This window comes from Luteimonas sp. A537, assembly GCF_054052065.1.
Window position 1 is genome coordinate 479,415 of the sequence record NZ_JBSVRH010000003.1, and the last position, 26,754, is coordinate 506,168.

The 26,754-nt window shown below is 66.8% G+C and carries 22 protein-coding genes, 2 tRNA genes, 3 rRNA genes and 1 other RNA gene; 14 read left to right on the top strand and 14 right to left on the bottom strand.

Annotation, left to right across the window (positions count from 1 at the left end; genetic code table 11):
* The first annotated feature begins 33 nt into the window (after positions 1-33).
* Positions 34-618 carry an LON peptidase substrate-binding domain-containing protein gene (locus tag ACW7GZ_RS09810; RefSeq protein WP_457005415.1) on the top strand — a complete coding sequence of 195 codons (585 nt, stop codon included), beginning with the start codon at positions 34-36 and terminating at the stop codon, positions 616-618.
* On the opposite strand, the gene ACW7GZ_RS09815 is transcribed toward ACW7GZ_RS09810, so the two are convergent.
* Positions 615-2,645, bottom strand: a complete 2,031-nt coding sequence (locus ACW7GZ_RS09815) for a VTT domain-containing protein (RefSeq protein ID WP_457008986.1) — start codon at positions 2,643-2,645, stop codon at positions 615-617. The genes ACW7GZ_RS09810 and ACW7GZ_RS09815 overlap by 4 nt on opposite strands.
* A gap of 21 nt (positions 2,646-2,666) precedes the next feature.
* Here ACW7GZ_RS09815 and ACW7GZ_RS09820 point away from each other — a divergent pair, with 21 nt between their 5' ends.
* The 3 genes from ACW7GZ_RS09820 (at position 2,667) to ACW7GZ_RS09830 (ending at position 5,571) form a co-directional block, all read left to right on the top strand.
* The gene (locus ACW7GZ_RS09820; protein ID WP_457008988.1) at positions 2,667-3,374 is read left to right on the top strand and encodes a serine/threonine protein kinase; all 708 of its coding nucleotides are present in this window, start codon (positions 2,667-2,669) and stop codon (positions 3,372-3,374) included.
* A gap of 145 nt (positions 3,375-3,519) precedes the next feature.
* On the top strand, positions 3,520-4,341 hold the full coding sequence (locus ACW7GZ_RS09825) for an SDR family oxidoreductase (RefSeq protein ID WP_457008989.1): 822 nt from the start codon (positions 3,520-3,522) through the stop codon (positions 4,339-4,341).
* A 9-nt stretch (positions 4,342-4,350) separates the two neighbouring features.
* Positions 4,351-5,571 carry an acetylornithine transaminase gene (locus ACW7GZ_RS09830; protein ID WP_457008991.1) on the top strand — a complete coding sequence of 407 codons (1,221 nt, stop codon included), beginning with the start codon at positions 4,351-4,353 and terminating at the stop codon, positions 5,569-5,571.
* Between the two features lie 117 nt (positions 5,572-5,688).
* Here ACW7GZ_RS09830 and hemL read toward each other — a convergent pair whose 3' ends face one another.
* A complete protein-coding gene (gene hemL, locus ACW7GZ_RS09835) occupies positions 5,689-6,981 on the bottom strand; it encodes a glutamate-1-semialdehyde 2,1-aminomutase (RefSeq protein ID WP_457005405.1) in 1,293 nt (430 codons plus the stop codon).
* 106 nt (positions 6,982-7,087) lie between these two features.
* A complete protein-coding gene (gene thiE / locus ACW7GZ_RS09840; protein ID WP_457005458.1) occupies positions 7,088-7,726 on the bottom strand; it encodes a thiamine phosphate synthase in 639 nt (212 codons plus the stop codon).
* Positions 7,727-7,813: 87 nt separating this feature from the next.
* Here thiE and ACW7GZ_RS09845 point away from each other — a divergent pair, with 87 nt between their 5' ends.
* Positions 7,814-7,996, top strand: a complete 183-nt coding sequence (locus tag ACW7GZ_RS09845; RefSeq protein ID WP_457005403.1) for a rubredoxin — start codon at positions 7,814-7,816, stop codon at positions 7,994-7,996.
* Between the two features lie 20 nt (positions 7,997-8,016).
* Here ACW7GZ_RS09845 and ACW7GZ_RS09850 read toward each other — a convergent pair whose 3' ends face one another.
* A complete protein-coding gene (locus tag ACW7GZ_RS09850; RefSeq protein WP_457008993.1) occupies positions 8,017-8,469 on the bottom strand; it encodes a DUF192 domain-containing protein in 453 nt (150 codons plus the stop codon).
* A gap of 769 nt (positions 8,470-9,238) precedes the next feature.
* Here ACW7GZ_RS09850 and ACW7GZ_RS09855 point away from each other — a divergent pair.
* The 7 genes from ACW7GZ_RS09855 (at position 9,239) to ACW7GZ_RS09885 (ending at position 15,642) form a co-directional block, all read left to right on the top strand.
* Positions 9,239-10,783, top strand: a 16S ribosomal RNA gene (locus ACW7GZ_RS09855).
* A 96-nt stretch (positions 10,784-10,879) separates the two neighbouring features.
* Positions 10,880-10,955: transfer RNA gene (locus tag ACW7GZ_RS09860), tRNA-Ala, on the top strand.
* A 17-nt stretch (positions 10,956-10,972) separates the two neighbouring features.
* A tRNA-Ile gene (locus ACW7GZ_RS09865) sits at positions 10,973-11,049 on the top strand.
* Between the two features lie 230 nt (positions 11,050-11,279).
* Positions 11,280-14,163, top strand: a 23S ribosomal RNA gene (locus ACW7GZ_RS09870).
* Between the two features lie 171 nt (positions 14,164-14,334).
* Positions 14,335-14,448, top strand: a 5S ribosomal RNA gene (gene rrf / locus ACW7GZ_RS09875).
* The 16S, 23S and 5S rRNA genes sit together here with 2 tRNA genes alongside, the layout of an rRNA operon.
* A 122-nt stretch (positions 14,449-14,570) precedes the next feature.
* Positions 14,571-15,098: a hypothetical protein gene (locus ACW7GZ_RS09880; protein WP_457008995.1), complete on the top strand. Its 528-nt coding sequence runs from the start codon at positions 14,571-14,573 to the stop codon at positions 15,096-15,098.
* Positions 15,085-15,642, top strand: a complete 558-nt coding sequence (locus ACW7GZ_RS09885) for a hypothetical protein (protein ID WP_457008997.1) — start codon at positions 15,085-15,087, stop codon at positions 15,640-15,642. The genes ACW7GZ_RS09880 and ACW7GZ_RS09885 overlap by 14 nt, the downstream gene beginning before the upstream one ends.
* A 41-nt stretch (positions 15,643-15,683) precedes the next feature.
* Here the strand turns inward: ACW7GZ_RS09885 and rpiA are convergent, their stop codons facing one another.
* From rpiA to ACW7GZ_RS09920, 7 genes are all read right to left on the bottom strand, one after another.
* The gene (gene rpiA / locus ACW7GZ_RS09890; RefSeq protein ID WP_457008999.1) at positions 15,684-16,331 is read right to left on the bottom strand and encodes a ribose-5-phosphate isomerase RpiA; all 648 of its coding nucleotides are present in this window, start codon (positions 16,329-16,331) and stop codon (positions 15,684-15,686) included.
* On the bottom strand, positions 16,328-16,810 hold the full coding sequence (locus ACW7GZ_RS09895; protein WP_457005395.1) for an EVE domain-containing protein: 483 nt from the start codon (positions 16,808-16,810) through the stop codon (positions 16,328-16,330). Before ACW7GZ_RS09895 ends, rpiA begins: the two co-directional genes overlap by 4 nt.
* Positions 16,807-17,355 (bottom strand): 5-formyltetrahydrofolate cyclo-ligase, encoded by a 549-nt coding sequence (locus ACW7GZ_RS09900; RefSeq protein WP_457009157.1) that lies wholly within the window; start codon positions 17,353-17,355, stop codon positions 16,807-16,809. Before ACW7GZ_RS09900 ends, ACW7GZ_RS09895 begins: the two co-directional genes overlap by 4 nt.
* A gap of 81 nt (positions 17,356-17,436) precedes the next feature.
* Positions 17,437-17,622, bottom strand: a non-coding RNA gene (ssrS, locus tag ACW7GZ_RS09905) — 6S RNA.
* A 93-nt stretch (positions 17,623-17,715) separates the two neighbouring features.
* Positions 17,716-18,009, bottom strand: coding sequence for a cell division protein ZapA (locus ACW7GZ_RS09910; RefSeq protein ID WP_457005393.1), 294 nt, complete (start codon positions 18,007-18,009; stop codon positions 17,716-17,718).
* Positions 18,006-18,227 carry a TIGR02449 family protein gene (locus ACW7GZ_RS09915; RefSeq protein ID WP_457005391.1) on the bottom strand — a complete coding sequence of 74 codons (222 nt, stop codon included), beginning with the start codon at positions 18,225-18,227 and terminating at the stop codon, positions 18,006-18,008. Before ACW7GZ_RS09915 ends, ACW7GZ_RS09910 begins: the two co-directional genes overlap by 4 nt.
* Before the next feature lie 31 nt (positions 18,228-18,258).
* Complete coding sequence (locus ACW7GZ_RS09920) at positions 18,259-20,451, bottom strand: putative bifunctional diguanylate cyclase/phosphodiesterase (protein ID WP_457009001.1); 2,193 nt, start codon at positions 20,449-20,451, stop codon at positions 18,259-18,261.
* A 141-nt stretch (positions 20,452-20,592) separates the two neighbouring features.
* Here ACW7GZ_RS09920 and ACW7GZ_RS09925 point away from each other — a divergent pair, with 141 nt between their 5' ends.
* Together ACW7GZ_RS09925 and ACW7GZ_RS09930 are read left to right on the top strand one after the other, a co-directional pair.
* The gene (locus ACW7GZ_RS09925) at positions 20,593-21,141 is read left to right on the top strand and encodes a UPF0149 family protein (RefSeq protein WP_457009003.1); all 549 of its coding nucleotides are present in this window, start codon (positions 20,593-20,595) and stop codon (positions 21,139-21,141) included.
* Positions 21,142-21,151: 10 nt separating this feature from the next.
* Positions 21,152-22,468, top strand: coding sequence for an aminopeptidase P N-terminal domain-containing protein (locus ACW7GZ_RS09930; RefSeq protein ID WP_457005385.1), 1,317 nt, complete (start codon positions 21,152-21,154; stop codon positions 22,466-22,468).
* A 57-nt stretch (positions 22,469-22,525) separates the two neighbouring features.
* Here the strand turns inward: ACW7GZ_RS09930 and pepQ are convergent, their stop codons facing one another.
* The 3 genes from pepQ to ACW7GZ_RS09945 form a co-directional block, all read right to left on the bottom strand.
* A complete protein-coding gene (pepQ, locus tag ACW7GZ_RS09935) occupies positions 22,526-23,863 on the bottom strand; it encodes a Xaa-Pro dipeptidase (protein WP_457005383.1) in 1,338 nt (445 codons plus the stop codon).
* 65 nt (positions 23,864-23,928) lie between these two features.
* Positions 23,929-24,279, bottom strand: a complete 351-nt coding sequence (locus tag ACW7GZ_RS09940; protein ID WP_457005381.1) for a PilZ domain-containing protein — start codon at positions 24,277-24,279, stop codon at positions 23,929-23,931.
* Positions 24,276-26,750, bottom strand: coding sequence for a DUF1631 family protein (locus ACW7GZ_RS09945; RefSeq protein WP_457005379.1), 2,475 nt, complete (start codon positions 26,748-26,750; stop codon positions 24,276-24,278). The genes ACW7GZ_RS09940 and ACW7GZ_RS09945 overlap by 4 nt, the downstream gene beginning before the upstream one ends.
* Between the last annotated feature and the right edge of the window lie 4 nt (positions 26,751-26,754).

Here is a 26,754-nt window from a genome sequence, read left to right on the forward strand (position 1 = left end):
GCCTTGACGCGCACGGCGGGTAAACTGCGGTCGATGGCCGATCCACCGCTGCTTCCGCTGCTTCCGCTGTTCCCGCTGCAGACCGTGCTGGTGCCCGGTGCGATGCTGGGCCTGCGCGTGTTCGAACCGCGCTACCTCGACCTGGTGGGTGAATGCGGCCGGCGCGGCAGCGGCTTCGGCGTTTGCCTGATCGCCGAGGGCAGCGAAGTCGGCTCACCCGCGGTTCCGGCGAAGTTCGGCACCGAAGCGCTGATCGAGGACTTCGGCACCGATGAGGACGGCCTGCTGACCCTGCGCGTACGCGGCGCGCGCCGGTTTCGCGTCGCGCGTACGGCCGTGCGTGACAGCGGCCTGGTCGAGGCCGAAGTGGAGTGGCGCGCGGACGAACCCGCCCATGCCCGGCTGCGCCCCGAGCACGCGCTGCTCGGCACCCTGCTGGAACGCATCTTCGACCAGGTCGGCCGGCCACCCGGCTTCGAGCCGGGTTTCCAGGATGCCGCCTGGGTCGGTTGGCGCCTGCTCGAACTGTTGCCGATGCCTGAAGAGCGGCGCGTCGAACTGCTGGCCATGGACGATCCCCACGCCCGGCTCGAGGGCCTGCTGGCGCTGATCGGCTAGGGCCCGGCTCCGGCCGCCAGGGGCAGCCGCAGGCGCAACACCTGTTCGCCGGACGCCGGGTGCGGGTCTTCCCGCAGATCGAATCCGGCGAGGTCCTCGCGCAGCAGGGCGTAGGCGCTGCTGGTGTCCGCGTCGGGCGACCACAGTCCGAACAGGTCGAAGGGGCGCGCGTGGGTGAGGGTCTGGACCGTGCCGATCCAAAGCGGCGTGCCGTCGCGCGGCTGTCGCGGTGCGTGCCACAGGCGGAGCACCAGGATGCGGCCGTCATCGAGCGTGCGGCGCGCCAGCAGGGTTTCGGCGCTGGCGCCCAGGGTGGCCGGCAACACCTTCTGCTCCAGCGCCGGGGTGTCATCGTCAAGCAGCAGCAGTGTGTCGCTCCAGTCCGCCTGGGCCTGGACGGTCCAGCCGCGCTGGCCGAGGTGCGCCTCAAGGGGCTGCAGTGGCCCGGCGACCTGCACATCCAGCGGCCAGCGACGGCTGGCGTCGCGTTCGTTGCGCTGCCAGGGCAGGGCCGCCCAGCCGTCTCGCCACCAGCTGTCCAGGTCGATGTTGGCCGGTGCCGGCTGCGGTGCGAAGCGCTCCAGCAACGGATCCACCGCCCGCGGTGCGTGCCACAGCGCGGCCAGCAGGAAGGCGCCGTAGAACAGGCCTGCAAGTGGCCGCATCCAGAACGAGCGCGCCACGTGGCGGCGGTAGGCGATGCCCAGCGCCAGCAGCCAGGCAATGCCCAGCAGCATCCCGCCCACGAGGTCGGTCAGCCAGTGCGCGCCCAGGTACAGCCGCGCGAAGCCCAGCACCGCCACCACCGCGCCGGATACCAGGTAGGGCCAGACCCGCTGCCGCCCGGGGAGTTCGCGCGCAATCAGCACGGCGAAGAAGCCGAAGGTGATGGTGGTCATCGTCAGGCCCACCGAGGGGAAGCCGAAGCCGCTGAGCGCGGTCGGCGGGCGCGGCATGTCGATCGCCGCCTCCAGGGCCGCGGTCAGCACCAGGCCGAAGGCCAGCGCCGCCAGCCAGTGCGCCGCCGCCATCCAGCGCCGTCGCCACAGCAGCCACAGCGTGGACAGCGCGATCGGCAGGCCGAGGACCACCGGGTCGCCGATCGACGCCAGCCCGGCCATCAGCCGGTCGGCCAGCGGATTGCGCAGCGCGTACATCGCGTCGTGGATGCGCAGGTCCAGCGCCAGCGGCTCGCCGCGCGCCAGCATCGTCGCCAGCAGGGTGAACCAGGCCACGCCGATTGCGAGCAGGCAGGCGGCCAGCAGCGCCAGCGAGGCGGATTCCGGGCGGTTGGGCGAGATCAGCGCGGCGGCGTAGCGACCCAGGCGCGGATGGTCGCGGGTCCAGCGCAGGGCGCGCGCCAGCAGCGCATCGGCGTGGTTGGCGAACCAGCGATAGGTATAGAGGACCAGCGACCAGGCCAGCGCGATCGCCGCCAGCAGCGCGGCGACCACCAGCGCCAGGCGATCGGCGACCGCCGCCACCGCGTCGTAGGCCTCGCCGAGCAGCCAACCCGGGGCGAGGAACAGCATCGCCCACGAGATCGCGGCGACGATGCTCGCGGGTACGTAGCGCCGCAGGGGCATCCGCGACATGCCGGCGATCGCGGGCACGAAAGGGCGCACCGGGCCGACATAGCGGGCGATGAAGATGCCCTTGATCTCGTTGCGGCGGAACAGCACCCCGGCGCGGTCGAGCAGCTGCGGGTATTTCCTGAACGGCCAGGTGGCGCGCAGCTGCGGGCCCCAGCGGTAACCGATCCAGTAGCTGCTGGCATCGCCGGCCAGCGCGCCAAGCGCTGCGCAGGCGATCGCGTACGGCCCCGAGATCTCGCCGAAGCCGATCAGCACGCCGATCGCGAACAGCAGCGGCAGCGCGGGCACCACGGCACCGAGCACGATGACGGCATCGCAGAACGCAATTGCGAAAATGGCCACGCCGGCGGCCACGGGATGGGCGCCGATCCATGCAACGAGGGTGTCGAACCAGGCACTCACCGCAGCAATTATGGCAGCCGGAGGGCGCATCGCGCCGCCTACAATGCAGTAATGGATGACTCGGGTTCAGTCGAAGTGCGCGCGCTGAAGGCGGACAGCTTCGGCCGCATCGGACTGATGCGCCGCGAAGGCGGGGCCGCTGTGCCCGGCGCCGGGAACGCCGGCGCGGCCGGCGGCACCCTGTTCGTGCGCCGCGACCTGCGCCACGTGCCGTGGTGGCTGCGGCTCCCCGCCTGGTGGCTGGCGCGGCGCGAGGCGCGCGGACTCGAAGCGGTGGCGGGCATGGCCGACGTCCCGCAGCTGCTGCGCTGGGACGGTCGCATGCTCGACCGCAGCTACATGCCCGGCGATGCGATGTACCAGCGCCCGCCGCGCGGCGACATCGCGTACTTCCGTCGCGCGCGCCGGCTGCTGCGGCAACTGCACCGCCACGGCCTGGCCCACAACGATCTTGCCAAGGAAGCCAACTGGCTGGTGCTCGAGGACGGGCGCCCGGCGATCATCGACTTCCAGCTGGCGGTGCGCGGCCATCCGCGCTCGCGCTGGATGCGCCTGCTCGCGCGCGAGGACCTGCGCCACCTGCTCAAGCACAAACGTACCTACTGCCCGGACCGCATCACCCCGATCGAGCGCCGCGTGCTCAAGCGCACTTCATGGCTGCGCGACGCCTGGTTCGCCACCGGCAAGCCCGTCTACCGCTTCGTCACCCGCAGGCTCCTGAAGTGGGAAGACAACGAAGGCCAGGGCCCGAAGCCCTGAGGGCATCCGCCACGACCCCAGCGCCGGACCGCATGCGCCGCCCCCCACCGCAGGCGCAGCTGTCGCTGCGACGCACCCCTCTTGAAGCCATGTCCTATCATCATCCGATCGCAGCTATAGCTGCTCCTACAGGCGGTGTCCTGCCATGACGTCCACACTTTCCGGCAAGACCCTCTTCATCACCGGCGGCTCGCGCGGCATCGGCCTGGCGATCGCGCTGCGAGCCGCGCGCGACGGCGCCAACGTCGCCATCGCGGCCAAGTCGGATGTCGCCAATCCGCGGCTGCCGGGCACCATCCACACCGCGGCGAAGGCGATCACCGACGCCGGCGGCCAGGCCCTGGCGCTGAAGTGCGACATCCGCGAGGAGGATCAGGTACGCGCCGCGGTCGCCGCCACGGTCGACGCCTATGGCGGCATCGACATCCTGGTCAACAACGCCAGCGCGATCTGGCTGCGCGGCACGCTCGATACGCCGATGAAGCGCTTCGACCTGATGCAGCAGGTCAATGCCCGCGGCAGCTTCCTCTGTGCCCAGGCCTGCCTGCCGCATCTGCTGGAGGCGCCTAATCCGCACATCCTGACGCTCGCGCCGCCGCCGTCGCTGGACCCGAAGTGGTGGGGTCCGCACACCGGCTACACGCTGGCCAAGATGGGCATGAGTTTCGTGACCCTTGGGCTTGCGGCCGAGTTCGGGCCCAGGGGCGTGGCGGTCAACGCGCTGTGGCCGCGCACGATCATCGGCACCGATGCGCTGAACATGATCCCGGGCGTGGAGCCTGGCAACGGCCGCTCGCCGGAGATCATGGCCGACGCCGCCCACGCCGTGCTGGTGCGCCCGGCGACCGGCTTCGCCGGCAATTTCCTCATCGACGACGAGGTGCTGGCCGAAGCGGGCATCACCGACCTCTCGGGCTACGCGGTGGATCCGTCGATGCCGCTGTTCCCCGACCTGTTCCTCGACTGAGCCCGCCCCATGCCGGATACCGCCTCCCTCCTCGCCCTCGGGCGCGACCGCTACCTTCCGGTATACCGCCAGCGCGAGGTGGTGCTCGTGCGCGGCCAGGGCGCGCGGGTCTGGGACAGCGAAGGCCGCGACTACATCGACTTCTCGGCCGGCATCGCGGTCTGCAGCCTGGGCCATGCCGACCCCGACCTCGTCGCCGCGCTGGTCGAGCAGGCCGGCAGGCTTTGGCACACCAGCAACGTCTTCCACAGCGAACCGCCGCTGCGCCTGGCCCAGGAGCTGGTGGAGGCTTCGCGCTTCGCCGAACGCGTCTTCCTGTGCAACTCCGGCGCCGAGGCCAACGAGGCCGCGATCAAGCTGGTGCGGAAGTGGGCGAGCGTGCAGGGGCGGGGGCCGGAGCGGCGGGTGGTTCTCACCTTCCGCGGCAGCTTCCATGGCCGCACGCTCGCGACCGTGACCGCAACTGCGCAGCCGAAGTACCAGGCCGGCTACGAGCCGCTGCCGGAAGGCTTCCGCTACGTGGACTTCAACGCGATCGACCAGCTGGAAGCGGCGATGTCCGCGGGCGACGTGGCCGCGGTCATGCTCGAGCCGGTGCAGGGCGAGGGCGGGGTGGTCGCGGCCGCGCCCGGCTTCCTGCAGGCGGTGCGCGCGCTGTGCGACCAGCACGGCGCGCTGCTGGTCCTGGACGAGATCCAGAGCGGCATGGGGCGTACCGGTGCCCTGTTCGCCCACTGGCATGACGGCGTGGTGCCGGACATCGTCACCCTGGCCAAGGCCCTGGGCGGCGGCTTTCCGGTGGGCGCCATGCTTGCGGGGCCGCGCGTGGCGGAGGCGATGCAGTTCGGCGACCACGGCACCACCTTCGGCGGCAATCCACTGGCCGCGGCGGTGGCCCGGGTGGCGCTGCGCAAGCTGGCCTCGCCGCAGATCGAAACCAACGTGGCGCGGCAATCCGGTGCCTTGCGCGCCGGGCTGGCGACGATCGGTGCGGAATTCGACCTGTTCTCTGAAGTGCGCGGGCGTGGATTGATGCTGGGCGCGGTGCTCAAGGCGGCGCATGCCGGTCGCGCCGGTGAATTCCTCGATCACGCCGCGGCCGAAGGCCTGCTGCTGTTGCAGGCGGGCGCCGACGTGCTGCGCCTGGTGCCGGCGTTGAACATCAGTGACGCGGAGGTTGCCGACGGCCTGGCACGCCTGCACGCCGCCGGGGCCCGGATGGTTCGCTGAAAGCATGGGGGATGCCGCGATCCGAAGCGCCGGGAGCGCCGGCACTTCGGGCAGCCCTGGTGGAAAGGCGGCCGGCCAGTGCGCCGCCGGGTCCGGCGGCGCCTGCGCTCCGCGGGCTCAGCCGGCGGCGACGACCTTGAACGCCTCGCGCGCGGCGGCCAGCGTGGCCTCGACCACCGCCTCGTCGTGGGCGCTGGAGACGAAACCGGCCTCGTAGGCCGATGGCGCCAGGAACACGCCGCGCTCCAGCATCGCGTGGAAGAAGCGGTTGAACGCCGCGCTGTCGCAGGCCACGGCGTCGGCATAGGTATCGACCTTGCGGTCGGTGAAGAACAGCCCGTACATCGCGCCGACGCGGTTGGTGGTCAGCGGTACGCCGGCCTCGCGCGCGGCGGCCTCGAAGCCGTCGCACAGCGTGTTGGCCGTGGCTTCCAGGCGGTCGTGGAAGCCGGGCGCTTGCACCAGCTCCAGCATCGCCAGGCCCGCGGCCATCGCCACCGGATTGCCGCTGAGCGTGCCGGCCTGGTAGATCGGGCCGGCTGGCGCGATCTGCTGCATCAGCTCGCGGCGGCCGCCATAGGCGCCCACCGGCATGCCGCCGCCGATGATCTTGCCGAACGTGGTCAGGTCGGGAGTGACGCCGTAGCGCGCCTGCGCGCCGCCCAGGGCCACGCGGAACCCGGTCATCACTTCGTCGAAGATCAGCAGCGCGCCGTGCTTCGTGCAGAGTTCGCGCAGGTGCTGCAGATAGCCTTCGCGCGGCGGCAGGCAGTTGGCGTTGCCCACCACCGGTTCGATGATCACCGCCGCGACCTCGCTGCCAATGTCATCGAACAGCTGCGTCGCGGCCTCGAAATCGTTGTAGCTGATGGTCGAGGTCAGCTCGCCCAGCGCGGCCGGCACGCCCGGCGACGTCGGCACGCCGAGGGTGAGCATGCCGCTGCCGGCCTTCACCAGGAAGGAGTCGCCGTGGCCGTGGTAGCAGCCCTCGAACTTGACGATGCGCTGGCGCCCGGTGGCGCCTCGCGCCAGGCGCACCGCCGACAGCGTGGCCTCGGTGCCGGAGTTGACCATGCGCACCATTTCGCAGGACGGCACCAGGCGGGTGATGGTCTCGGCCATGGTCACTTCGGCCGGGCAGGGTGCGCCGAACGAGAGGCCGTTGCCGATCGCCGCCTGCACGGCCTCGCGCACCTTCGGATGGTTGTGGCCGACGATCATCGGCCCCCAGGAGCCGACATAGTCGATGTAGCGGTTGCCATCGACGTCATGCAGATAGGCGCCGTCGGCGCTCTCGACGAAGAACGGCTCGCCGCCGACCGACTTGAACGCGCGTACCGGCGAATTGACCCCGCCCGGGATCAGTTCCACGGCGCGGGAGAACAGGGCGTGTGACTTGTCGTGCTTCATCGCAATGAATTCCTGTAGTGGCGCCTGAAGGCGCGAATGGCGTGATGGTGATTGCCGCGGACGCTCCATGGCGCCCGTGCGGGACGTGCCCGGTGCATCCGGCTCTCTACGCGACAGGTGCTTCGAACGCCTGGAGGTAGGACTGCGCCGCGGCCACCGGGTCGGGCGCGTCGAACACGCCGCTGATCACCGCGACCAGGTCCGCGCCGGCATCGACCACGATGCGGGCATTGTCCGGCGTGATCCCGCCAATGGCCACCCGCGGCACGCCGAACTTCGCCGCGCTGCGCAGCAGTCCGGGCGTCGCGCGGCGGGCCAGCGGCTTGGTCGGCGATGGAAAGAACGCGCCGAACGCGAGATAGTCGGCGCCCGCGGCCGCTGCGCGCTCCGCGTGCTGCAGGCTGTCATAGCAGGAGGCGCCGATGATCGCGCCTTCGCCAAGCGCCTCGCGCGCGGCGCGGATGTCGCCGTCGCCTTCGCCCAGGTGCGCCCCATCGGCGCCGCAGGCACGCGCAAGCCGCCAGTCGTCGTTGATCAGGAGCGGTACGCCGCGCTCACGGCAAAGCGGCAGCAAGGCTGCAATCTGTGCGCGCGCCAGCGTGGCGTCGGCAAGCTTGTTGCGGTACTGCAGCAGCGCCGCCTTCGCGAGCACCGCCGAGACCCGGGCCAGCAGGCGCGACGTGTCGGGCTCGTCCGGCGTCAGCAGATAAAGGCCGCGCGCGTGGGCGCCCGGACGCGAAGGCATTGCCTCGGACATTGCGTGGTTTCCTGTCGATGGGCGTGATGGGACAATGGTGGCCCGCGCCGTGCGCGACCGGAACCGCATTATCCGATGAACGACACCACCGCCTACCGCACCTGGATGTGCGTGGTCTGCGGCTTCATCTATGAAGAAGCCGTGGGCCTGCCCGAAGAAGGCATCGCCCCCGGAACGCGCTGGGAGGATGTCCCGGACACCTGGACCTGCCCGGACTGCGGCGTAACCAAGGACGATTTCGAGATGATGGCGCTCTGAAGAGCCCCGCGTGACCGCATTCAGCGGCCGCGAGCGACGTCCGGGCCGAGTTCCAGCGCGGCGCCGTCCTCCAGCCCCAGCCGGTGGGCTTCACCGGCGTTGAGTTCAAGCACGTACAGCGCCGGTGCCCGGCTTGGATACGGCGGACAGCGGTCTCCCGCCGAACACGGCGGCACTCCCCGCTGCTGTGACACCAGGCGCAGCGATGCGTCGAAATAGAGGATGTCCAGCGGGATCCGCGTGTTCTTCATCCAGTAGGCCTGGCGCTCTTCGCGTTCGTGGATGAACAGCATGCCGTGGCCATCCGCCAGCGAGTCCCGGAACATCAGGCCGCGCGCCCGGGCCTCGTCGTCGTCGGCTACCTCGACCACGTAACGCTCACCGGCAAGCTCCACCCAGCGCCCGTCACTGGCGCACGCGGTCGCAAGCAGGGTCGTGCAGCACAGCAACAGCGCGAAAAAGGGTATTCGCATGGGCAGCGTCTCTCGTCATATATAGGGAGTGCGCCAACAGTCCCGGAGAGGCGCGGCGCGGTCAAGTCGAAAAAAAACACTGGACCCCTTCCCAAATCCTCCCGGGCGCTGCACAATGCGCGCCCCGCCAAGCAGCGGTCGGCACCGCCGGCAGCTACGAAGCGGGGAAGAACGAAAAAGCCGCTTCACAGGGTGTTGACGTTCTTCGAAACCGCGCTAAGATGTGCGGCTCCCCTGACGGAAACGGCCTCCGGGCCACGACGAAAAGGGAGGCTGAAATCAACCCCACACAGGGTGTTGACGGAAGCGAAAGTCGCGCTAAGATGGGCGGCTCGCTTCGGACAAAACGGTCACTGACCGCCACCTCCGAAGCACGCTGAAGGAAGCGCCCGCAGGGTGTTGACGGAAGCAAAAGTCGCGCTATAATGGGCGGCTCGCTTCGGACAAACGGTCACTGACCGCCACCTCCGAAGCACGCTGAAGAAGACGCCTCACAGGGTGTTGACGAAAGCAAAAACCGCGCTACAATGTGCGGCTCGCCTCGGAGGAAACGACGGGGCAACGGGAAAGGCGCTGAGGCCGATCCCCATGATCTTTGACAGTGTGCGCAGGTGACTTGTGCGGACGTCTGGCAAGTGGATGGTTGTCCATTTGCAGACGTACGTAACAAGAGCAACAAATCAAGCAAATGCAGAAATGCATGCGAGTGATTCGAGCTCGGGTAACGACGACTGCACTCAAAGCGTTTGGACTTCGGTCCATGCAATTTTAAGTGAAGAGTTTGATCCTGGCTCAGAGTGAACGCTGGCGGCAGGCCTAACACATGCAAGTCGAACGGCAGCACAGGAGAGCTTGCTCTCCGGGTGGCGAGTGGCGGACGGGTGAGGAATACATCGGAATCTGCCTATTTGTGGGGGATAACCTCGGGAAACCGGGACTAATACCGCATACGACCTACGGGTGAAAGCGGAGGACCTTCGGGCTTCGCGCAGATAGATGAGCCGATGTCGGATTAGCTAGTTGGAGGGGTAATGGCCCACCAAGGCGACGATCCGTAGCTGGTCTGAGAGGATGATCAGCCACACTGGGACTGAGACACGGCCCAGACTCCTACGGGAGGCAGCAGTGGGGAATATTGGACAATGGGCGAAAGCCTGATCCAGCCATGCCGCGTGAGTGAAGAAGGCCTTCGGGTTGTAAAGCTCTTTTGTTGGGGAAGAAAAGCAATCGGTTAATACCCGGTTGTTCTGACGGTACCCAAAGAATAAGCACCGGCTAACTTCGTGCCAGCAGCCGCGGTAATACGAAGGGTGCAAGCGTTACTCGGAATTACTGGGCGTAAAGCGTGCGTAGGTGGTTCGTTAAGTCTGATGTGAAAGCCCCGGGCTCAACCTGGGAATTGCATTGGATACTGGCGGGCTAGAGTACGGTAGAGGGTGGCGGAATTCCTGGTGTAGCAGTGAAATGCGTAGATATCAGGAGGAACATCCGTGGCGAAGGCGGCCACCTGGACCAGTACTGACACTGAGGCACGAAAGCGTGGGGAGCAAACAGGATTAGATACCCTGGTAGTCCACGCCCTAAACGATGCGAACTGGATGTTGGGGACAATTGAGTCTTCAGTATCGAAGCTAACGCGTTAAGTTCGCCGCCTGGGGAGTACGGTCGCAAGACTGAAACTCAAAGGAATTGACGGGGGCCCGCACAAGCGGTGGAGTATGTGGTTTAATTCGATGCAACGCGAAGAACCTTACCTGGCCTTGACATGTCGAGAACTTTCCAGAGATGGATTGGTGCCTTCGGGAACTCGAACACAGGTGCTGCATGGCTGTCGTCAGCTCGTGTCGTGAGATGTTGGGTTAAGTCCCGCAACGAGCGCAACCCTTGTCCTTATTTGCCAGCACGTAATGGTGGGAACTCTAAGGAGACCGCCGGTGACAAACCGGAGGAAGGTGGGGATGACGTCAAGTCATCATGGCCCTTACGGCCAGGGCTACACACGTACTACAATGGTCAGGACAGAGGGCTGCAAACCCGCGAGGGCTAGCCAATCCCAGAAACCTGATCTCAGTCCGGATCGGAGTCTGCAACTCGACTCCGTGAAGTCGGAATCGCTAGTAATCGCAGATCAGCATTGCTGCGGTGAATACGTTCCCGGGCCTTGTACACACCGCCCGTCACACCACGGGAGTCTGTTGCACCAGAAGCAGGTAGCTTAACCTTCGGGAGGGCGCTTGCCACGGTGTGGCCGATGACTGGGGTGAAGTCGTAACAAGGTAGCCGTATCGGAAGGTGCGGCTGGATCACCTCCTTTAGAGACTAAAGACAGCTAATTGCCTGTCAGGCGTCCGCACAAGTGACCTGCATCCAGGAGTTCCACGGCGAAAGCCGGGGGACCGACCCCTTTTATGGGGCCTTAGCTCAGCTGGGAGAGCACCTGCTTTGCAAGCAGGGGGTCGTCGGTTCGATCCCGACAGGCTCCACCACGCTGGGGAAAGACATTGGGTCTGTAGCTCAGGTGGTTAGAGCGCACCCCTGATAAGGGTGAGGCCGGTGGTTCGAGTCCTCCCAGACCCACCATTCCTGGATGATCTGCGCACACACTAAAGATTTAGAAGCGGGGCGGCATTGTGGCCGAACCGTGTTCTTTGAAAATCAGGGACGTAGCGAGCGTTTGAGACGAATATCCAAACGTGTCGTTGAGGCTAAGGCGGGGCCCTAGAGGCCCTACATAAATTGAGTGGTTATATTCACGTCCGTGCTTTGTACGCATGGGCTGCATATGGCTCCGAGGCGACTTGGGGTTATATGGTCAAGTGAATAAGCGCACACGGTGGATGCCTTGGCGGTCAGAGGCGATGAAGGACGTGGTAGCCTGCGAAAAGTGTCGGGGAGCTGGCAACAAGCTTTGATCCGGCAATGTCCGAATGGGGAAACCCACTCCGCAAGGAGTATTGCATGGTGAATACATAGCCATGCAAGGCGAACCCGGGGAACTGAAATATCTAAGTACCCGGAGGAAAAGAAATCAACCGAGATTCCCCTAGTAGCGACGAGCGAACGGGGAGCAGCCCAAAAGTTGTTCCGGTTCTAGCAAAACAGTCTGGAAAGACTGGCCATAGAAGGTGAAAGCCCTGTATGCGAAAGTGCCGGAATGATGATAAGTGAGTAGGGCGGGGCACGAGAAACCCTGTCTGAACATGGGGGGACCATCCTCCAAGGCTAAATACTCCTGACCGACCGATAGTGAACCAGTACCGTGAGGGAAAGGCGAAAAGAACCCCGGTGAGGGGAGTGAAATAGACCCTGAAACCGTGTGCGTACAAGCAGTAGGAGCTCCTTCGTGGAGTGACTGCGTACCTTTTGTATAATGGGTCAGCGACTTACTGTTCGTGGCGAGCTTAACCGTATAGGGGAGGCGAAGGGAAACCGAGTCTGATAAGGGCGCATAGTCGCGGGCAGTAGACCCGAAACCGGGTGATCTAGTCATGCCCAGGGTGAAGGTACCGTAACAGGTACTGGAGGCCCGAACCCACTCCCGTTGCAAAGGTAGGGGATGAGGTGTGATTAGGAGTGAAAAGCTAATCGAACCCGGAGATAGCTGGTTCTCCTCGAAAGCTATTTAGGTAGCGCCTCGCACGAATCTTCTTGGGGGTAGAGCACTGTTATGGCTAGGGGGTCATTGCGACTTACCAAACCATTGCAAACTCCGAATACCAAGACAGAATATGCGGGAGACACACGGCGGGTGCTAACGTTCGTCGTGAAAAGGGAAACAACCCAGACCCACAGCTAAGGTCCCAAATTCCATGCTGAGTGGAAAACCATGTGGAAAGGCACAGACAGCCAGGAGGTTGGCTTAGAAGCAGCCATCCTTTAAAGAAAGCGTAATAGCTCACTGGTCGAGTCGGTCTGCGGGGAAGATTTAACGGGGCTAAGCATGGAACCGAAGCTTGGGGTGCATCACTTTGTGATGCGCGGTAGAGGAGCGTTCCGTAAGCCGTTGAAGGTGGATTGAGAAGTCTGCTGGAGGTATCGGAAGTGCGAATGCTGACATGAGTAACGATAATGGGGGTGAAAAGCCCCCACGCCGAAAGCCCAAGGTTTCCTTGCGCAACGTTAATCGACGCAGGGTGAGTCGGCCCCTAAGGCGAGGCAGAAATGCGTAGTCGATGGGAAGCTGGTTAATATTCCAGCACCTCGCACAAGTGCGATGGAGGGACGGAGAAGGTTAGGTCTACCAGGCGTTGGTTGTCCTGGGGAAAGGAGGTAGGTTTGGGTCTTTGGCAAATCCGGGACCCTTCAAGACCGAGCACCGAGACGAGCTCATTAGAGCGAAGTGACTGATACCACGCTTCCAGGAAAAGCTCCTAAGCTTCAGCTTGTGCAGACCGTACCGTAAACCGACACAGGTGGGTAGGATGAGAATTCTCAGGCGCTTGAGAGAACTCGGGTGAAGGAACTAGGCAAAATGGTACCGTAACTTCGGGAGAAGGTACGCCCTCTTTGGTGGCCACATGCGTGGCTGGGCTGAGGAGGGCCGCAGATACCAGGCCGCTGCGACTGTTTATCAAAAACACAGGACTCTGCAAACACGAAAGTGGACGTATAGGGTCTGACGCCTGCCCGGTGCCGGAAGGTTAATTGATGGGGTCAGCCGCAAGGCGAAGCTCTTGATCGAAGCCCCGGTAAACGGCGGCCGTAACTATAACGGTCCTAAGGTAGCGAAATTCCTTGTCGGGTAAGTTCCGACCTGCACGAATGGCGTAACGATGGCGGCACTGTCTCCACCCGAGACTCAGTGAAATTGAAATCGCTGTGAAGATGCAGCGTTCCCGTGGCAAGACGGAAAGACCCCGTGAACCTTTACTATAGCTTTACACTGAACGTTGAGTTCGTCTGTGTAGGATAGGTGGGAGGCTGTGAAACCCTGGCGCTAGCTGGGGTGGAGCCAACCTTGAAATACCACCCTGTCGTGCTTGACGTTCTAACCTAGGTCCGTTATCCGGATCGGGGACCGTGTATGGTGGGTAGTTTGACTGGGGCGGTCTCCTCCCAAAGAGTAACGGAGGAGCTCGAAGGTACGCTCAGCGCGGTCGGACATCGCGCACTGTGTGCAAAGGCATAAGCGTGCTTGACTGCAAGATCGACGGATCAAGCAGGTACGAAAGTAGGACTTAGTGATCCGGTGGTTCTGTATGGAAGGGCCATCGCTCAACGGATAAAAGGTACTCCGGGGATAACAGGCTGATACCGCCCAAGAGTTCATATCGACGGCGGTGTTTGGCACCTCGATGTCGGCTCATCACATCCTGGGGCTGTAGCCGGTCCCAAGGGTATGGCTGTTCGCCATTTAAAGTGGTACGCGAGCTGGGTTCAGAACGTCGTGAGACAGTTCGGTCCCTATCTGCCATGGGCGTTGGAGATTTGAGAGGGGCTGCTCCTAGTACGAGAGGACCGGAGTGGACGAACCTCTGGTGTTCCGGTTGTCACGCCAGTGGCATTGCCGGGTAGCTACGTTCGGAAGCGATAACCGCTGAAAGCATCTAAGCGGGAAGCGCGCCTCAAGATGAGATCTCCCGGGGCACAAGCCCCCTGAAGGAACCATCAAGACTAGGTGGTTGATAGGCTGGGTGTGTAAGCACAGCAATGTGTTGAGCTAACCAGTACTAATGATCCGTGTGGCTTGACCATATAACCTCAAGTGGCCTTGGACTCGACGACGCGTCGATGTTCGACCCAAAAGTTCGCTACGTCCCTATTTATTCGCCAACGGCGGAGCTGATTTCTGGCTCCGTTCCGAGGCAAACCAACGAGAGCGTGTGCGCGTCAAGCCGGTAACGGCCCGCGACCCTCCACCCTCTCCCTGGTGACAATAGCTGCGTGGAACCACCCGATCCCATTCCGAACTCGGAAGTGAAACGCGCATGCGCCGATGGTAGTGTGCATCTAGCATGCGAGAGTAGGTCATCGCCAGGGTTTTACCCCAAAACCCCGCAGCCACGGCTGCGGGGTTTTTCTTTGTGCATCACCCTGTCCCGGCCTTGCCTAGCAGGGCCGCCTCCGATAACGTGGGCAACCTTTCAAGACCGGTGAATCCAATGCGTCGTGCCGCCAGCTTTCTGTTTATCGCCAGTTGCCTCCTGGCGCTGTCGCCGAGTTCAGACGCCGCCGAGTTGGGGCGCGTGGATGTCCAGGGTGCGGTCGGCATGTGCAGGGCGATCACGCAGCTCGACGCGGCAGGCATCCGCTACCGGCCCCTCGCCCTGACGAACGAGTCGAATGGGATCGCCCGCGTTGCCTGCAACTGGCAGGGCGACGACAGCCCGCAGACCGTGCGCGCGGCCAAGCGGCTCGCGGTCACGATCAGCAATTTCGGCGCTGCGCCGGTCGAAGTGAGCTGCACCCTGGTCAACGGCCACCAGACGGGTGCCCTGGTCTATGCCAGCTACGCGCCCAAGACCGTGGCGATCGCCGCCGGCGCTTCGGCCGAGCTTGCATGGCTTCCGGGCGACGTCGCGAATTCCAAGCCTTCGGGTATCGACAGGCCCTCCATGAGCTGCCTGCTGCCGCCGCAGGCGGCGATGATGTACACCACCCGCGAGTACAACGAAAATGTCGGCGCCTGAGGTCCGCGCGAGCGCGCCGCTCGCGGCATCCGCCCTGTTCGCGGCGCTCGTGGTCGCCGCGCCGGCGCTTTCGCTCGATGCTCGAAGCGCCGAAGTATCCCGCTACGATTTCCAGGGGGCGGCGGCGATCTGCCAGCCCGCGACCGCTGCGTACGCACAGGGCGTGCGCTCGCGTCCATTGGCCGTGGTGAACGAGGGCACGAGCAACACGTTCGTGACCTGCGCGCTGCGCGGCGATCCGCGTCCCGGTGGCCGCGGTGCAATGAAGGTCCTGGTTGAAACCGGGGCGCCGGTGGGCAGGAGCGGCATCGTGTCCTGCACCTTCGTCGATGGTACCCAGCAGGGCGATGTGGTCGACGCCGTGTATCGCACCAAGTCCTCGAGCGTTGCCGCGGGAAGCCGGGGCGTTGCGCTGACCTGGCAGCCCGTCGAGATCGCCGGTGCACCCGAGCACATCTTCCGACCGGCCGTGCAGTGCATGCTCAGCCCGGGAACCGCGCTGCACTACCTCAGCGTGACCTACGACGAGGACATCGGAAGCTGAAGCGTCTCATCCGGGATCGGTGACGCGGGCCCTGCCCGCGCTCAGCGCGCCCGCGGCGGCGTGCCGCCGACGATCACCACGTCGGCGGGACGCCGCGCGAACAGTCCGACGCTGACCACGCCCGGCACCTGGTTGAGCATCTGCTCGAGCGCCACCGGGTCGGTGATCGACAGGCCGTGGATGTCGATCACCCAGTTGCCGTTGTCGGTGACCGTGCCTTGGCGCCAGACTGGCTGGCCGCCGGTCAGCGCCACGATCTCGCGCCCCACCAGACTGCGCGCCATCGGGATGACCTCGACGGGCAACGGAAAGCGCCCGAGCACCGGCACTTCCTTGGATGGATCGATGATGCAGACGAATTTCGCCGCCGCCTCGGCGATGATCTTCTCGCGGGTGAGCGCAGCGCCGCCGCCCTTGATGAGGCGCTTGCCCGGATCGCATTCATCGGCGCCGTCAACGTAAAGCGGGATCGGGCCGCAGGCATTCAGATCCAACACCTCGATGCCATGCCCGCGCAGTCGTTCCGTGCTTTGGTCCGAACTCGACACCGCACCGGCAATCCGGTCGCGGACGCCGGCGAGCGCATCGATGAAGAAGGCCACGGTCGATCCCGTGCCCACGCCCACCACCATGCCGTCTTCGACGTAGTCGAGGGCCTTTTCGCCGGCCAGGCGCTTGGCTTCACTCATTTCGGCTCCATGGCCAGCAGGATCTTCCACTGCGCGGCGCCCACCGGCAGCACGGACAGGCGGGTGCCCTTGCGGATCAGGGCGAAGTCCTCGCCCAGGGATTCCGAACGGGCGCGGATGGCTTCAAGCGTGACGGGTGCGGCGAGCCTGCGTACGAAGCCGACGTCGACCAGCATCCAGCGCGGTTCCTCCGGGCTCGCCTTGGAATCGAAGTACTTCGATTCGCGGTCGAACTGCGTCGGGTCCGGGTAGGCCGCGCTCGCGACTTCGGCGATGCCGTAGATGCCGGGCACCTTGCAGTTGGAGTGGTAGAACAGCACGCCGTCGCCAAGCTGCATGCCGTCGCGCATGAAATTGCGCGCCTGGTAGTTGCGCACGCCCGTCCAGGGCTCGGTGCCGACCCGTTCAAGGTCGTCGATCGAGAAATCCTCGGGTTCCGACTTCATCAGCCAGTATCGTTTGCGCTTGCCAGTGGTCATGTCGGTCGGTAATGGGTGGATTGATCGGTGCATACCATGTCGAGCTGGACGTCCCAGTCTTCGCTGGGAAGGTCTTCGTCGACATGCTGGAATTCAAACGCAGCACCAACCAGCCGCGGTGGCGCGGATTGCCGGTGCCGGAACGCGAAGCTGCGATCGTACCAGCCGCCGCCCATGCCAAGCCGGTGGCAGCGGGTGTCGAAGGCGACCAGGGGCACGACCGCCAGATCCAGCGCCGACGGCTCCAGGAGTGCCCCGGGCGCAACCGCGGGTTCCGGGATGCCATAGCGATTCGGTACGACGGGTTCGCCCGGGCGCCATGGAGCGAAGCGCAGGCAGCCGTCATCCTGCAGCACGGGCAGGCAATAGATGCAGTCCGCGGGAAGTCGCAGCTGCCAGACATGGAGGGCGATTTCACCGTCAGAGGCCCAGTAGCCGGCAACAGCGGCTCGAGGCGCAAGCGGCAGCGAAAGCAGCTGCCCGGCGAGGGCACTGGCCGAACCGATGCGCGCCGCCGTGGGAACCCCGCGTCGACGCTCGCGCATGAGGCGGCGGGTGTCGCCGCGGTTCGGGGGACTCACGTCACGTCCGGCGCAAGGCTCGCCGGCGGGAGTCGGAAAGGAGATACGTCCTCCACCATGTCGATGCATACCAAACGACCTTGAACCCGGGGTTCAAGTGGAGACGCTTGGCTGCCATCGGGCTTTCCGCTCGGGGGCGGACATGCACGCCAGGCTACCGTCGCGTCCCCGTGGTCGTGATTAAGGGACAAGGCGAATGTTTGTGTACGCCGTCGGTCACGGCAGAGGACGCAGCCGCAGTATACCCCTTGGACTTCCGACCCGAAGGCCATCCGTCGGTGGCCGTTCACCTTGTGCCTGGCCCCGCGGTCGATGCGCTCGCCTTCAAGCATGGAGCAGCGCGTCGAGCTTCAGCTCCAGCGCCGACAGCGCATCCGCCAGTTCCCGGTCGCGGCGTTCCGCGTCCCTGCGCAGCTGTTCGAGTTCGTGGGCCAGGTTGAGTGCGGCAAGCACCGCGACGCGATCGATCGCGGCCATGCGGTTGGCGCCGCGCACTTCGCGCATGCGCGCATCCAGCACGCGTGCCGCAGCCATGAGGCCTTCGACTTCGCCCGCGCCCACGCCAACGGTGTACTCGCGATCAAGCACCCGTACGCTGACGGCCTCGGTACCGCTCACGTGTGCTGCTCCAGTGATTTGAGGTGCGCGATCATCGCCTCGACCCGGCTGCGCGCCTGTTCGTTCCTGGTCAGCAGCTGGGCCCGTTCCCCCGAGGCCTGTTCATGCTGCTGGCGGAGGCTGCGGTTCTCCTCGCCCAACCGGCGCGTGCGCACCGCGAGCTCGTCGAAGCGTTCTGAAAGCCGCCGCAGCTGGGCAAGCACGTCCGGAGTGTCCATCAGCGGCACGATAGCAGGCGGGCGGGAGTGGTCAAGGCGTCCCGATGGTGGTGGCAGTGGCCGGACCCCCGGAATGGCGGCGGTTGTGGATGTAGGCCATGCAGGACACCGCGTCCAGGGGATGCGACACCCAGAAGCCCTGGATCTCGTCGCAGTGGTTGCGGGCCAGGAACCGGGCCTGGTCCGCGGTCTCCACCCCTTCGGCGACCACGGTCAGCCCGAGTCCGTGGGCCATCGCGATCACCGTGGTCGTGATCGACGCGCCTTCGCGGTCGTTGCAGACGTCGGCGATGAACGTCTTGTCGATCTTGATCGTGGTGATCGGCAGCCGCTTGAGGTACGCAAGCGACGAGTAGCCGGTGCCGAAATCGTCGATGGCCAGCGAGACGCCCAGCTCGCGGAAGGCCTGCAGCTTGTGCGCGGTCTGCGCGGCGTTGGCCATGAGCATGCTTTCGGTCAGTTCCAGCTCCAGTGCCTGCGCCGGTACGCCGGTATCGTCCAGTACGCCGCGCACGACTTCGGCGAAGTCCCCGCGCAGCAGCTGCAGTACCGACATGTTCACCGATACCCGGACATCGGACAGGCCATGGTCGCGCCAGCGGCGGGCCGCCAGGCAGGCCTCGCGCAGGACCCATTCGCCGATCTCGAGGATCATGCCGTTCTCTTCGGCAAGCGGGATGAAGTCGGCCGGCGGGATTTCGCCGTGTTCGGGACTGGTCCAGCGCAGCAGCGCTTCGGCGCCGGTGATGAGCGAAGACGCCAATGCCTGCCGTGGCTGGTAGACCACCCGCAGCTCGCCGCGGTCAAGCGCCTTGTGCAGCGCGCCGGCGAGGATCGCACGCCGGCGGATCGCGGCTTCCATGCTGTCGTCGTAGCGCATCCAGGTGCGGCGGCCGGCGGCCTTGGCCTGGTACATGGCGGCGTCGGCGCGCTTGAGGAGTTCGGTGGGCACCTGGGCGTGGTCGGGGTACAGGCTGACGCCGATCGAGGCCGATACCGAGACCTCCTGGCCGTCCTCGGGGACCAGTGGCGCCTCGAACGCCATGATGATCTCCCGCGCCACGCGCTCGGCGTCCTCGGGTGCGGCCAGGCCCTCGAGGATCACCGTGAACTCATCGCCGGCCAGTCGGGCCACGGTCTGCCCCGGACCGACCGCCTGTTGCAGGCGGGCCGCGGCCGCGCGCAGGATGCGGTCGCCGACGGCGTGGCCAAGCGAATCGTTGATGTCCTTGAAACGGTCGAGGTCGAGGAACAGCACGGCGACCCGGGAGCCGTCGCGCCGGGCGTGGACGATCGCGCGCGACAGGCGCTCCGCAAGCAGCGAGCGGTTGGGCAGGTCGGTCAGCGAATCGAAGTTGGCCAGGTAGCGCAGCTCTTCCTCGGCGCGCTTCTGCAGCGTGATGTCGCTGAGCATCAGCACGTGCATGCGTTCGCCGCCGGCGTTGCCATCAAGCACGGTGGCGGCCTCCACGGCGCACAGGAGTTCCTCGCCGTTGTGTTCACGCTGCCACATTTCGCCCGACCAGCGGCCGTCGCGCCGGAGGGCCTCGCGCATGCTGCGCCCGCGTGAGTGATCGTGCTGGATGCTGTCGAGGACATCCACGCTGCGCCCGATGACGTCGGCCGCGCCGTGGCCGGTGATCCGCGTGAACGCGGGATTCACCGAGAGGAACCGGAAGCGGTCGTCAAGGACCGCAACCGCCTCGCTCATGCTGCGCAGCACTTCGCTGGCGATGCGGTTCTCGCGCTCCACCGCGCGGGTGGCGCCGATGTCGAGCGAGGTTCCGGCGACCCGCAGGATCGCGCCGTCGGCCTGGTGCTCGACCGCGCGGCCGCGGGCCCGGATCCACGTCCAGTCGCCTTGGGTCGACGCCGGGCTGTCGGCGCGGACCCGGTGTTCGGACGAGAACTCCGCGGTCTCGCCGGCGGCGTAACGATGCATGGCATCGACAACGCCCGGCAGGTCGTCGGGATGGATCACGGCGGCCGGCTCCGCCTGCTCGGAGCTGAAATCGTGCCTGCAGCCATCGCCATCGTGGCGGGCGACCAGGTATTGCAGGCGCGCGCTCGGCACATGGAAGTCCCAATAGCGCTGGCCGCTCGCCCACAGGGCCATGCGAAAGCTCTGCTCGCGCGCGTGCAGCGATGCCACCAACCTGCGCGCCCGTCGCGCACGCATGGCGAGGACGACGCAGGCCGCTGCCAGCATCGCCGCGATGATCACAGGTCCAGCTCCATCGGCCACTGGCAAGGCGGCTCTCCCCATCGCCTCCCCTGGCGGACATCGCAGTGTAGGCGCGCGTGCGCGCCGGCAACAAGCCGCGCCCGACGGTACACTGCCGTGGTCCATCGCAGACTCCTTGCCATGTCCGAAAAATCATTGCCTACCCTGTCCGAAGTCGAGCAGACCTGCCGCGAGTCCGGCCTCGCCACGCCCGCGCCCGAACTGCACGGCAGCCTGTGCGGCTGGTTGGCCGGTGGCGGCGACGCCGCGGGCAACTGGCTGGCCCGGGTGATGGTGGACGACAGCCTCCCGGCCCCGGCCGAAGGCTCGGTGCTGGCGCGCCTGCAGTCGGCAACGCGCAGCCAGTTCGAAGACCGCGAGTTCGGGCTGGTCCTGCTCGGCCCCGACGACGATGCCTCCCTGGCCGCGCGCAGCGGCGCCCTGTTCGACTGGTGCCGCGGTTTCGTTGGCGCGTTCGGACTCGCCGCCGGTAGTGGGGCGAAGCTTTCGGAGGAGGGCGAGGAAGCCCTTGCCGACCTTGCACGCCTGGCGCGCGCCACGGCCCAGGATGATGGTGACGAGGAAGACGAAGCCGCGCTGGCCGAGATCGAAGAGTTCGTCCGCGTCGCCGCACTGCTCCTGCACGGAGATTGCGCGCTGGCCGCCCGCCACCGCAACAGCCTCAACTGAGTTCCGCTGCATGGCCTTTGCCGCACCGACCAGCATCTGCAAGCGCCGTCGCCGCCAGCTCATGCGGATGGCCGGTGACGACGCGATCATCATCCTTCCCGCCGCGCCCGAGCGCGTGCGCAGTCGCGACACCTTCCATCCCTACCGGCCGGATTCCGACGTCCTGTACCTCAGCGGGTTCGACGAGCCGGAAGCGGTCCTGGTGCTGGTGCCGGGCCGCGCGCACGGCGAAAGCCTGCTGTTCTGCCGCGAACGCGATGCCGCGCGCGAAGCCTGGGACGGCTCCCGCGTCGGCCCCGAAGGCGCCCCGGACGCGCTTGGCATCGACGACGCCTATGCGATCGACGACATCGACGACATCCTGCCCGGCCTGATCGAAGGCCGCCGCCGCGTCTACTACCACTTCGGCCGCGACACCGACTTCGACCTCAAGCTGATCGGCTGGGTCAACAGCGTCCGCGCCCAGGTCCGCCACGGTGCGCAGCCGCCGCACGAATTCCTCGATCTGGGCCACCTGCTGGACGAGATGCGCCTGTTCAAGGGCGCCGACGAGCTGCGGCTGATGCGCCGCGCCGCGGCGATCAGCGTGCAGGCCCACGAAGCGGTGATGCGCGCGGCACGTGCCGGCATGCGCGAATACGAACTGCAGGCCGAGCTCGAGCGCGTGTTCCGCGCCGCCGGCGCCGAACCCGCCTATTCCAGCATCATCGGCGCGGGTGCCAATGCCTGCATCCTCCATTACCGCGGCAACCGCGCCACGGTGCGCCGCGGCGACCTGGTGCTGGTCGACGCCGGCGCCGAGCATCGCGGCTATGCCGCCGACATCACCCGCACCTTCCCGGTCGACGGCGCCTACAGCCGCGAGCAGCGGATCCTGCACGACCTGGTCGATGCCGCCTACGCCGCGGCGCTCGCGCAGGCGCGGCCCGGCGTGCCCTACGAGGCCGGCCACCTGGCCGCAGTGGAGGTGCTCACCGAGGGCATGCTTTCGCTGGGGCTGCTGAAGGGCACGCTGCGCAAGGCGCTGGCGGACGAGGCCTACAAGCGCTATTACCCGCACAAGACCGGCCACTGGATCGGCCTGGACGTGCACGACGTGGGCGACTACCGCATCGACGGCGAGTCGCGCCTGCTCGAACCGGGCATGGTCTACACCATCGAGCCCGGGATCTACATCCCGCCGGGCGATACCGACGTTGCCGCCAAGTGGCGCGGCATCGGCATCCGCACCGAAGACGACGTCGCCATCACCCGTGACGGCCACGAGCTGCTGACCGCTGGGCTGGCCCGCAGCGCCGACGAGATCGAAGCGTTCATGGCGGGCTGAACGGCGGCGCGGGCAAACGCACATGCCGCCGTCGTCGCGCCCGTTGCCGGTGGCCGGTCAGCCCAGCGAGGCGAACTCTTCGCGGGTCAGGTTCACCGGCTCGCCGTCCGTGCACACCACGTTGTCCTCGATGCGCACGCCGCCGAAGCGCCGGAAGTCATCCACGCGGTCCCAGTCCACCAGACGGGCGTTGTCGCTGGCCTTGAGGTCTTCGAGCAGCATGTCGCCGAAGTACAGGCCGGGTTCGATCGTCACCACCATGCCCGGCGCCAGCTCGCGCGTCAGCCGCAGGTAGGGATGGCCCTCGGGCTTGTCGATGCTGCCGCCGGCGTCGGAGGCTGCGAAGCCGGCGACGTCGTGCACCTGCAGGCCCAGGCCGTGGCCGATGCCATGCGGGAAGAAGCTCGCGCTGAGGCCGCTGGCCACGGCCTCCTCGGCGCCGCAGCCGATCACCCCGAATTCCTTCAGCACGCCCGACAGGGCCAGGTGGGCATCGAGGTGCAGCTGCCGGTAGTCGACGCCGGCGCGGACCTGGTCGCACATCGCCAGCTCGGCGCGATCGACGGCATCGATGAAGGCCTGGAATTCGCCCTCGCGATCCATGGCATGGGTGCGGGTGATGTCGGCCGCGTAGCCGGCGTGGCCGGCGCCGGCGTCGAGCAGGAAACTCAGTACCGGCTTCGGCGGCAGGCGGTCGCGCTCGGTGTAGTGCAGCACCGCGCCATGGCCGTTGAGGGCGACGATGTTGCTGTACGGAAGTTCGTTGGCGTCCTGGCCCACCGCCTGGCAATAGGCCAGGTGGATGCCGAATTCGCTGGCGCCGGCCCGGAAGGCGCGTTCGGCCGCGCGATGGCCGCGGACCGCGCGCCGGTTGGCCTGGCGCAGCATGGCCAGTTCGTAGGGCGTCTTGTAGGCACGGTGGTAGTCGAGGTAGTCGAGCACCGGCTGCGGGTTGTTTGGGGCGAAGGCACCGTAACGGCCGAGCGCGCTCTGCGCCTCGCCGAGGATGGCGCAGCGCGTCGCGTCCCGCGGCAGGTGCTGCAAGGCCTCGTCGGGCGTGCGCACCACGGTGATGTCGAAGTGCTCGACCCAGTCGCCCGACGGCGACTCGGGTACCACGTGCCAGTAGTCGCGCGGCTGCAGGTAGACCAGCTTCGGGCGCGCGCCGGGCGTGGCCACAAGCCAGCTGCCGGGATTGGCCAGCAGCGGCACCCAGGCCTTGAACTGCGGATTGACCGCGTAGGGATAGTCGCGGTCGTCGAAGACCTGGTAATGCAGGGTGCCGCTGGGAACCACGAGGTGGTCGAAGCCGCCGCGCTCAAGCGCGATCGCGGTGCGCGCGGCCAGCGTCTCGAGGTGGGCGGCGTAGAGGGATGCGGGGGTCTGGACGGTCATGGCGGCTACACAGGGGGGGGGCTTGCCGCCATTTTGCCGCATCGGCCGGATCGTCGCCGGACCCGCTATTCGTAGCGGCTGCCCGGGGCGTCGATCCACGCGCGGAGCGGCCGCGCCTGCAGTTCGGTGATGCCGAGGAACCTGAAGCCGGCCCAGACCTGGCCTGGCGCGCTGGCCTGGTCCATCCACAGCAGGTGGGCGCCGATCTCGACGCTGGACTCGTCGTCGCCTTCCGTCGGCAGGCTGAAGCGGAACTGGTACAAGGCGTCGTCCACCAACGGCGTCCCGGCCATCAGCAGCATGCCGGTTTCCGACAGGTTGCCGATCCGCCCGACCACGCGTTCGGTCATGGCGTCGATCACCAGGATGGTCGCGGGGGCCTTGCGTCGCCGGGCGCGCCGGAACTCGTTGATCATGCGTGCGGATCCGCGTCGATGGACAGGGCGTCGCTGCGCCCGGCGAAGCTGCGCAGGGTACGCAGCGCGGCCTGCCAGGCGCGGTCGACCAGTCGGCCGCGCTCGGCGGTGACGATGCGTGCCTGCCCGGCCACGATCATCCGCGCCAGCGAGTCCAGCGAATGCTCGCCGATGCGCTGGCCGCGCTGGTTCACGAACAGCGCGTTGTCGGTGACCGGGCTGAACCACGACATGCGGCGGCGGACGACGTCGCCCTGCTGGTTGGTGGTGAATTCGATCCAGGTGCCGAAGGGCATCACCCGGAGCTGCTCGTAACGCGCCTGCTCCCCGGGCGTGCGCGGAGGCAGGTCGGGGCGGCGCGCCCGTTCGGCGTCCTCGCCGAGCCGGGTGCGCGCCTTGAGCTTCATCGCCAGCTCGGTGCGCGAGGCGGGATCGTCCTCGTCGCTGCGGCTGCTGGTCAGGCGCGCGGCGATGATGCCGGCCTCGTCGGCGTGGTAGCCAACCTGCGACAGGGCGGCTTCGACGTGGGTCGTCAGCGCCGGGTCGGCGACCGCTTCACCGCGTACGCAGGCGGTGATGATGCGCCGGGTGGCACCAAGCTGGGCCTGCCATTCGGGCGAATCCTCGCCCTGGCGAAGCAGGCTGAGGGTCAGGACATCGGTCCAGGCCTGGTTGAGCAGCGCCCGGGAGAATTTCGGGATCCGCTGGTCGCCGAGGAGCTTTTCAAGCACGGCCGCCGAGCGGAGCTTGGCGACCTCGAGCTTTTCCTTGCCGCGGGCGGCTTCGACGTGCCGGCGCTCGAGCATTTCGGCCTTGCGCACCTGCGCCTGCAGGTGTGCCTGCAGCTGCTCGTTGCTGGCCTCGAACACCTTGTTGTCGCCGTCGTACTTCTCGACGACCTGGCTGACCGCCTGCTGCAGCGGGAGCAGCAGCTGGGGGTCGACGTCGTCCTTGTCGAGCCAGCTTGCGGCGGTTTCGGCGACGGTGTTGAGGAGTTCGCGCGCCGGGTGCGTCGCCTGGACGAAGAAGGCCTGGTCCTGCAGCGCGACCCGCAGCAGCGGCAACTGCAGCCTGCGGATCAGGGCGGCAGCCGGGGCATCGGTCCGGATCTCGCCTTCGAGCTGGCCGTACAGCAGGTGCAGGAGTTCGAAGGTGTCGTTGTCGCGCTGGGACAGGCTGGCGCCCTTGCCATGGCGCTGGCGTGCCTGCGCCAGCAGCATCTGGCGCACGTCCATCAGGCTCGGCCTGGTGCCACCGGGAGCATCCGGCTGGCGCTGTATCGACCCCAGCGCGTGCATCAGCTCGCTGGTTCCCAGCGTCGCCATCGGGCCCGCGGGACTGGTGGCGCGCAGCTTGCCGATCAGTGCGCGGCGTCCGGCCAGCAGCTGCTGCAGGGCACCGTACGACGCCTGCTCGTCGCTGCCGGCGAATGCGGTGGTGGTTTCCGCCATCCATCCGGTGTGTGGATGCCGGGTGCCTGCGGGACCCGGGCCTGTTCCCGACGGCTTCGAGCCGCGCTGCGCGCCGCCACCCGTGCCGCCGCCATTGCCAGCAGCGCCAGCGCGCGATCCACCGGCCACTGCGGCATCGCCTTGCCCGGCGTTCCGCGGCGCATTGTCCGCACCGCGCTGTTCGACCTCGCCATCGCGCCCGGAGCCGCTCCGCCCGTCCGGCGTCCCGCGGGCCCCACGGTTGTTGGACCGCCCCGGGGCCGCGCTCTCGGCGGCTTCCTCGGCCTGGTCGCGTGGCGAGGCGCGCAGCCGCGCGGGTACATAGGTCAGTCCCTTGAGGACACCCGCCTGGTCGAGGGTGGCGTCGAGCTTCTCGAGCACCGGCGCGTAGTGGGCCATGACCATGCGGTCGAACAACCGATACAGCAGTTCGCGCGCCTCGGCGCCGAGCTGGAGGGCGTGGCAGGCGCTGCGCAGGGCGCGGCACACGGCCTGTGGCCCCAGCGGCAGGCGTTCGGCGTCAGGCGCCGGCGTCCCGGCCAGCACGCCGAAGCGCTGGCCAAGCAGGTGCATCGGCAGGCTGGCGCGGCCTTCCTGCCGGATCGCGATCTCGCGCAGCAGCGTGTCCTCGTCGATCATCGAGTCGTCGACCAGGCCCAGGATCCGTCCGGCGGCCGGCGCTGCCGGAGGCGGGTTCGCCGCGGCCACCGGTGGCGCGCGCAGCGTGGCCAGGCCGATCTCCAGCTCGAGCATGAACTGCGGCACCAGGTCCGAGCGGTTCATGCGGAAGCTGCGCAGCGCCTGCACGTATGCGGACTCGCTGCCCGGGTGCCTGGAGCGCTCGGCCAGGCGGAACAGCTCCTGCTCGTACTCGTCGAGCATCGAGGCCAGGTACGGATCGAGCTCCATCGACACGAGCTTCAATGCCGCGTCCAAGGCCTTGCGTATGCGCCTTGGGAGGTCGACGGCCGCAAGGCCGCGCCGACCCGGACCATCGTTGGAATGTGTCGTCAATGACATGAGT

Bases quoted from the DNA above. Each gene is read 5' to 3' on its own strand.
- ACW7GZ_RS09810 (WP_457005415.1), top strand. From the start codon at position 34: ATGGCCGATCCACCGCTGCTTCCGCTGCTTCCGCTGTTCCCGCTGCAG.
- ACW7GZ_RS09815 (WP_457008986.1), bottom strand. From the start codon at position 2,645: ATGCGCCCTCCGGCTGCCATAATTGCTGCGGTGAGTGCCTGGTTCGAC.
- ACW7GZ_RS09820 (WP_457008988.1), top strand. From the start codon at position 2,667: ATGGATGACTCGGGTTCAGTCGAAGTGCGCGCGCTGAAGGCGGACAGC.
- ACW7GZ_RS09825 (WP_457008989.1), top strand. From the start codon at position 3,520: ATGACGTCCACACTTTCCGGCAAGACCCTCTTCATCACCGGCGGCTCG.
- ACW7GZ_RS09830 (WP_457008991.1), top strand. From the start codon at position 4,351: ATGCCGGATACCGCCTCCCTCCTCGCCCTCGGGCGCGACCGCTACCTT.
- hemL (WP_457005405.1), bottom strand. From the start codon at position 6,981: ATGAAGCACGACAAGTCACACGCCCTGTTCTCCCGCGCCGTGGAACTG.
- thiE (WP_457005458.1), bottom strand. From the start codon at position 7,726: ATGCCTTCGCGTCCGGGCGCCCACGCGCGCGGCCTTTATCTGCTGACG.
- ACW7GZ_RS09845 (WP_457005403.1), top strand. From the start codon at position 7,814: ATGAACGACACCACCGCCTACCGCACCTGGATGTGCGTGGTCTGCGGC.
- ACW7GZ_RS09850 (WP_457008993.1), bottom strand. From the start codon at position 8,469: ATGCGAATACCCTTTTTCGCGCTGTTGCTGTGCTGCACGACCCTGCTT.
- ACW7GZ_RS09880 (WP_457008995.1), top strand. From the start codon at position 14,571: ATGCGTCGTGCCGCCAGCTTTCTGTTTATCGCCAGTTGCCTCCTGGCG.
- ACW7GZ_RS09885 (WP_457008997.1), top strand. From the start codon at position 15,085: ATGTCGGCGCCTGAGGTCCGCGCGAGCGCGCCGCTCGCGGCATCCGCC.
- rpiA (WP_457008999.1), bottom strand. From the start codon at position 16,331: ATGAGTGAAGCCAAGCGCCTGGCCGGCGAAAAGGCCCTCGACTACGTC.
- ACW7GZ_RS09895 (WP_457005395.1), bottom strand. From the start codon at position 16,810: ATGACCACTGGCAAGCGCAAACGATACTGGCTGATGAAGTCGGAACCC.
- ACW7GZ_RS09900 (WP_457009157.1), bottom strand. From the start codon at position 17,355: ATGCGCGAGCGTCGACGCGGGGTTCCCACGGCGGCGCGCATCGGTTCG.
- ACW7GZ_RS09915 (WP_457005391.1), bottom strand. From the start codon at position 18,227: ATGGACACTCCGGACGTGCTTGCCCAGCTGCGGCGGCTTTCAGAACGC.
- ACW7GZ_RS09925 (WP_457009003.1), top strand. From the start codon at position 20,593: ATGTCCGAAAAATCATTGCCTACCCTGTCCGAAGTCGAGCAGACCTGC.
- ACW7GZ_RS09930 (WP_457005385.1), top strand. From the start codon at position 21,152: ATGGCCTTTGCCGCACCGACCAGCATCTGCAAGCGCCGTCGCCGCCAG.
- pepQ (WP_457005383.1), bottom strand. From the start codon at position 23,863: ATGACCGTCCAGACCCCCGCATCCCTCTACGCCGCCCACCTCGAGACG.
- ACW7GZ_RS09940 (WP_457005381.1), bottom strand. From the start codon at position 24,279: ATGATCAACGAGTTCCGGCGCGCCCGGCGACGCAAGGCCCCCGCGACC.
- ACW7GZ_RS09945 (WP_457005379.1), bottom strand. From the start codon at position 26,750: ATGTCATTGACGACACATTCCAACGATGGTCCGGGTCGGCGCGGCCTT.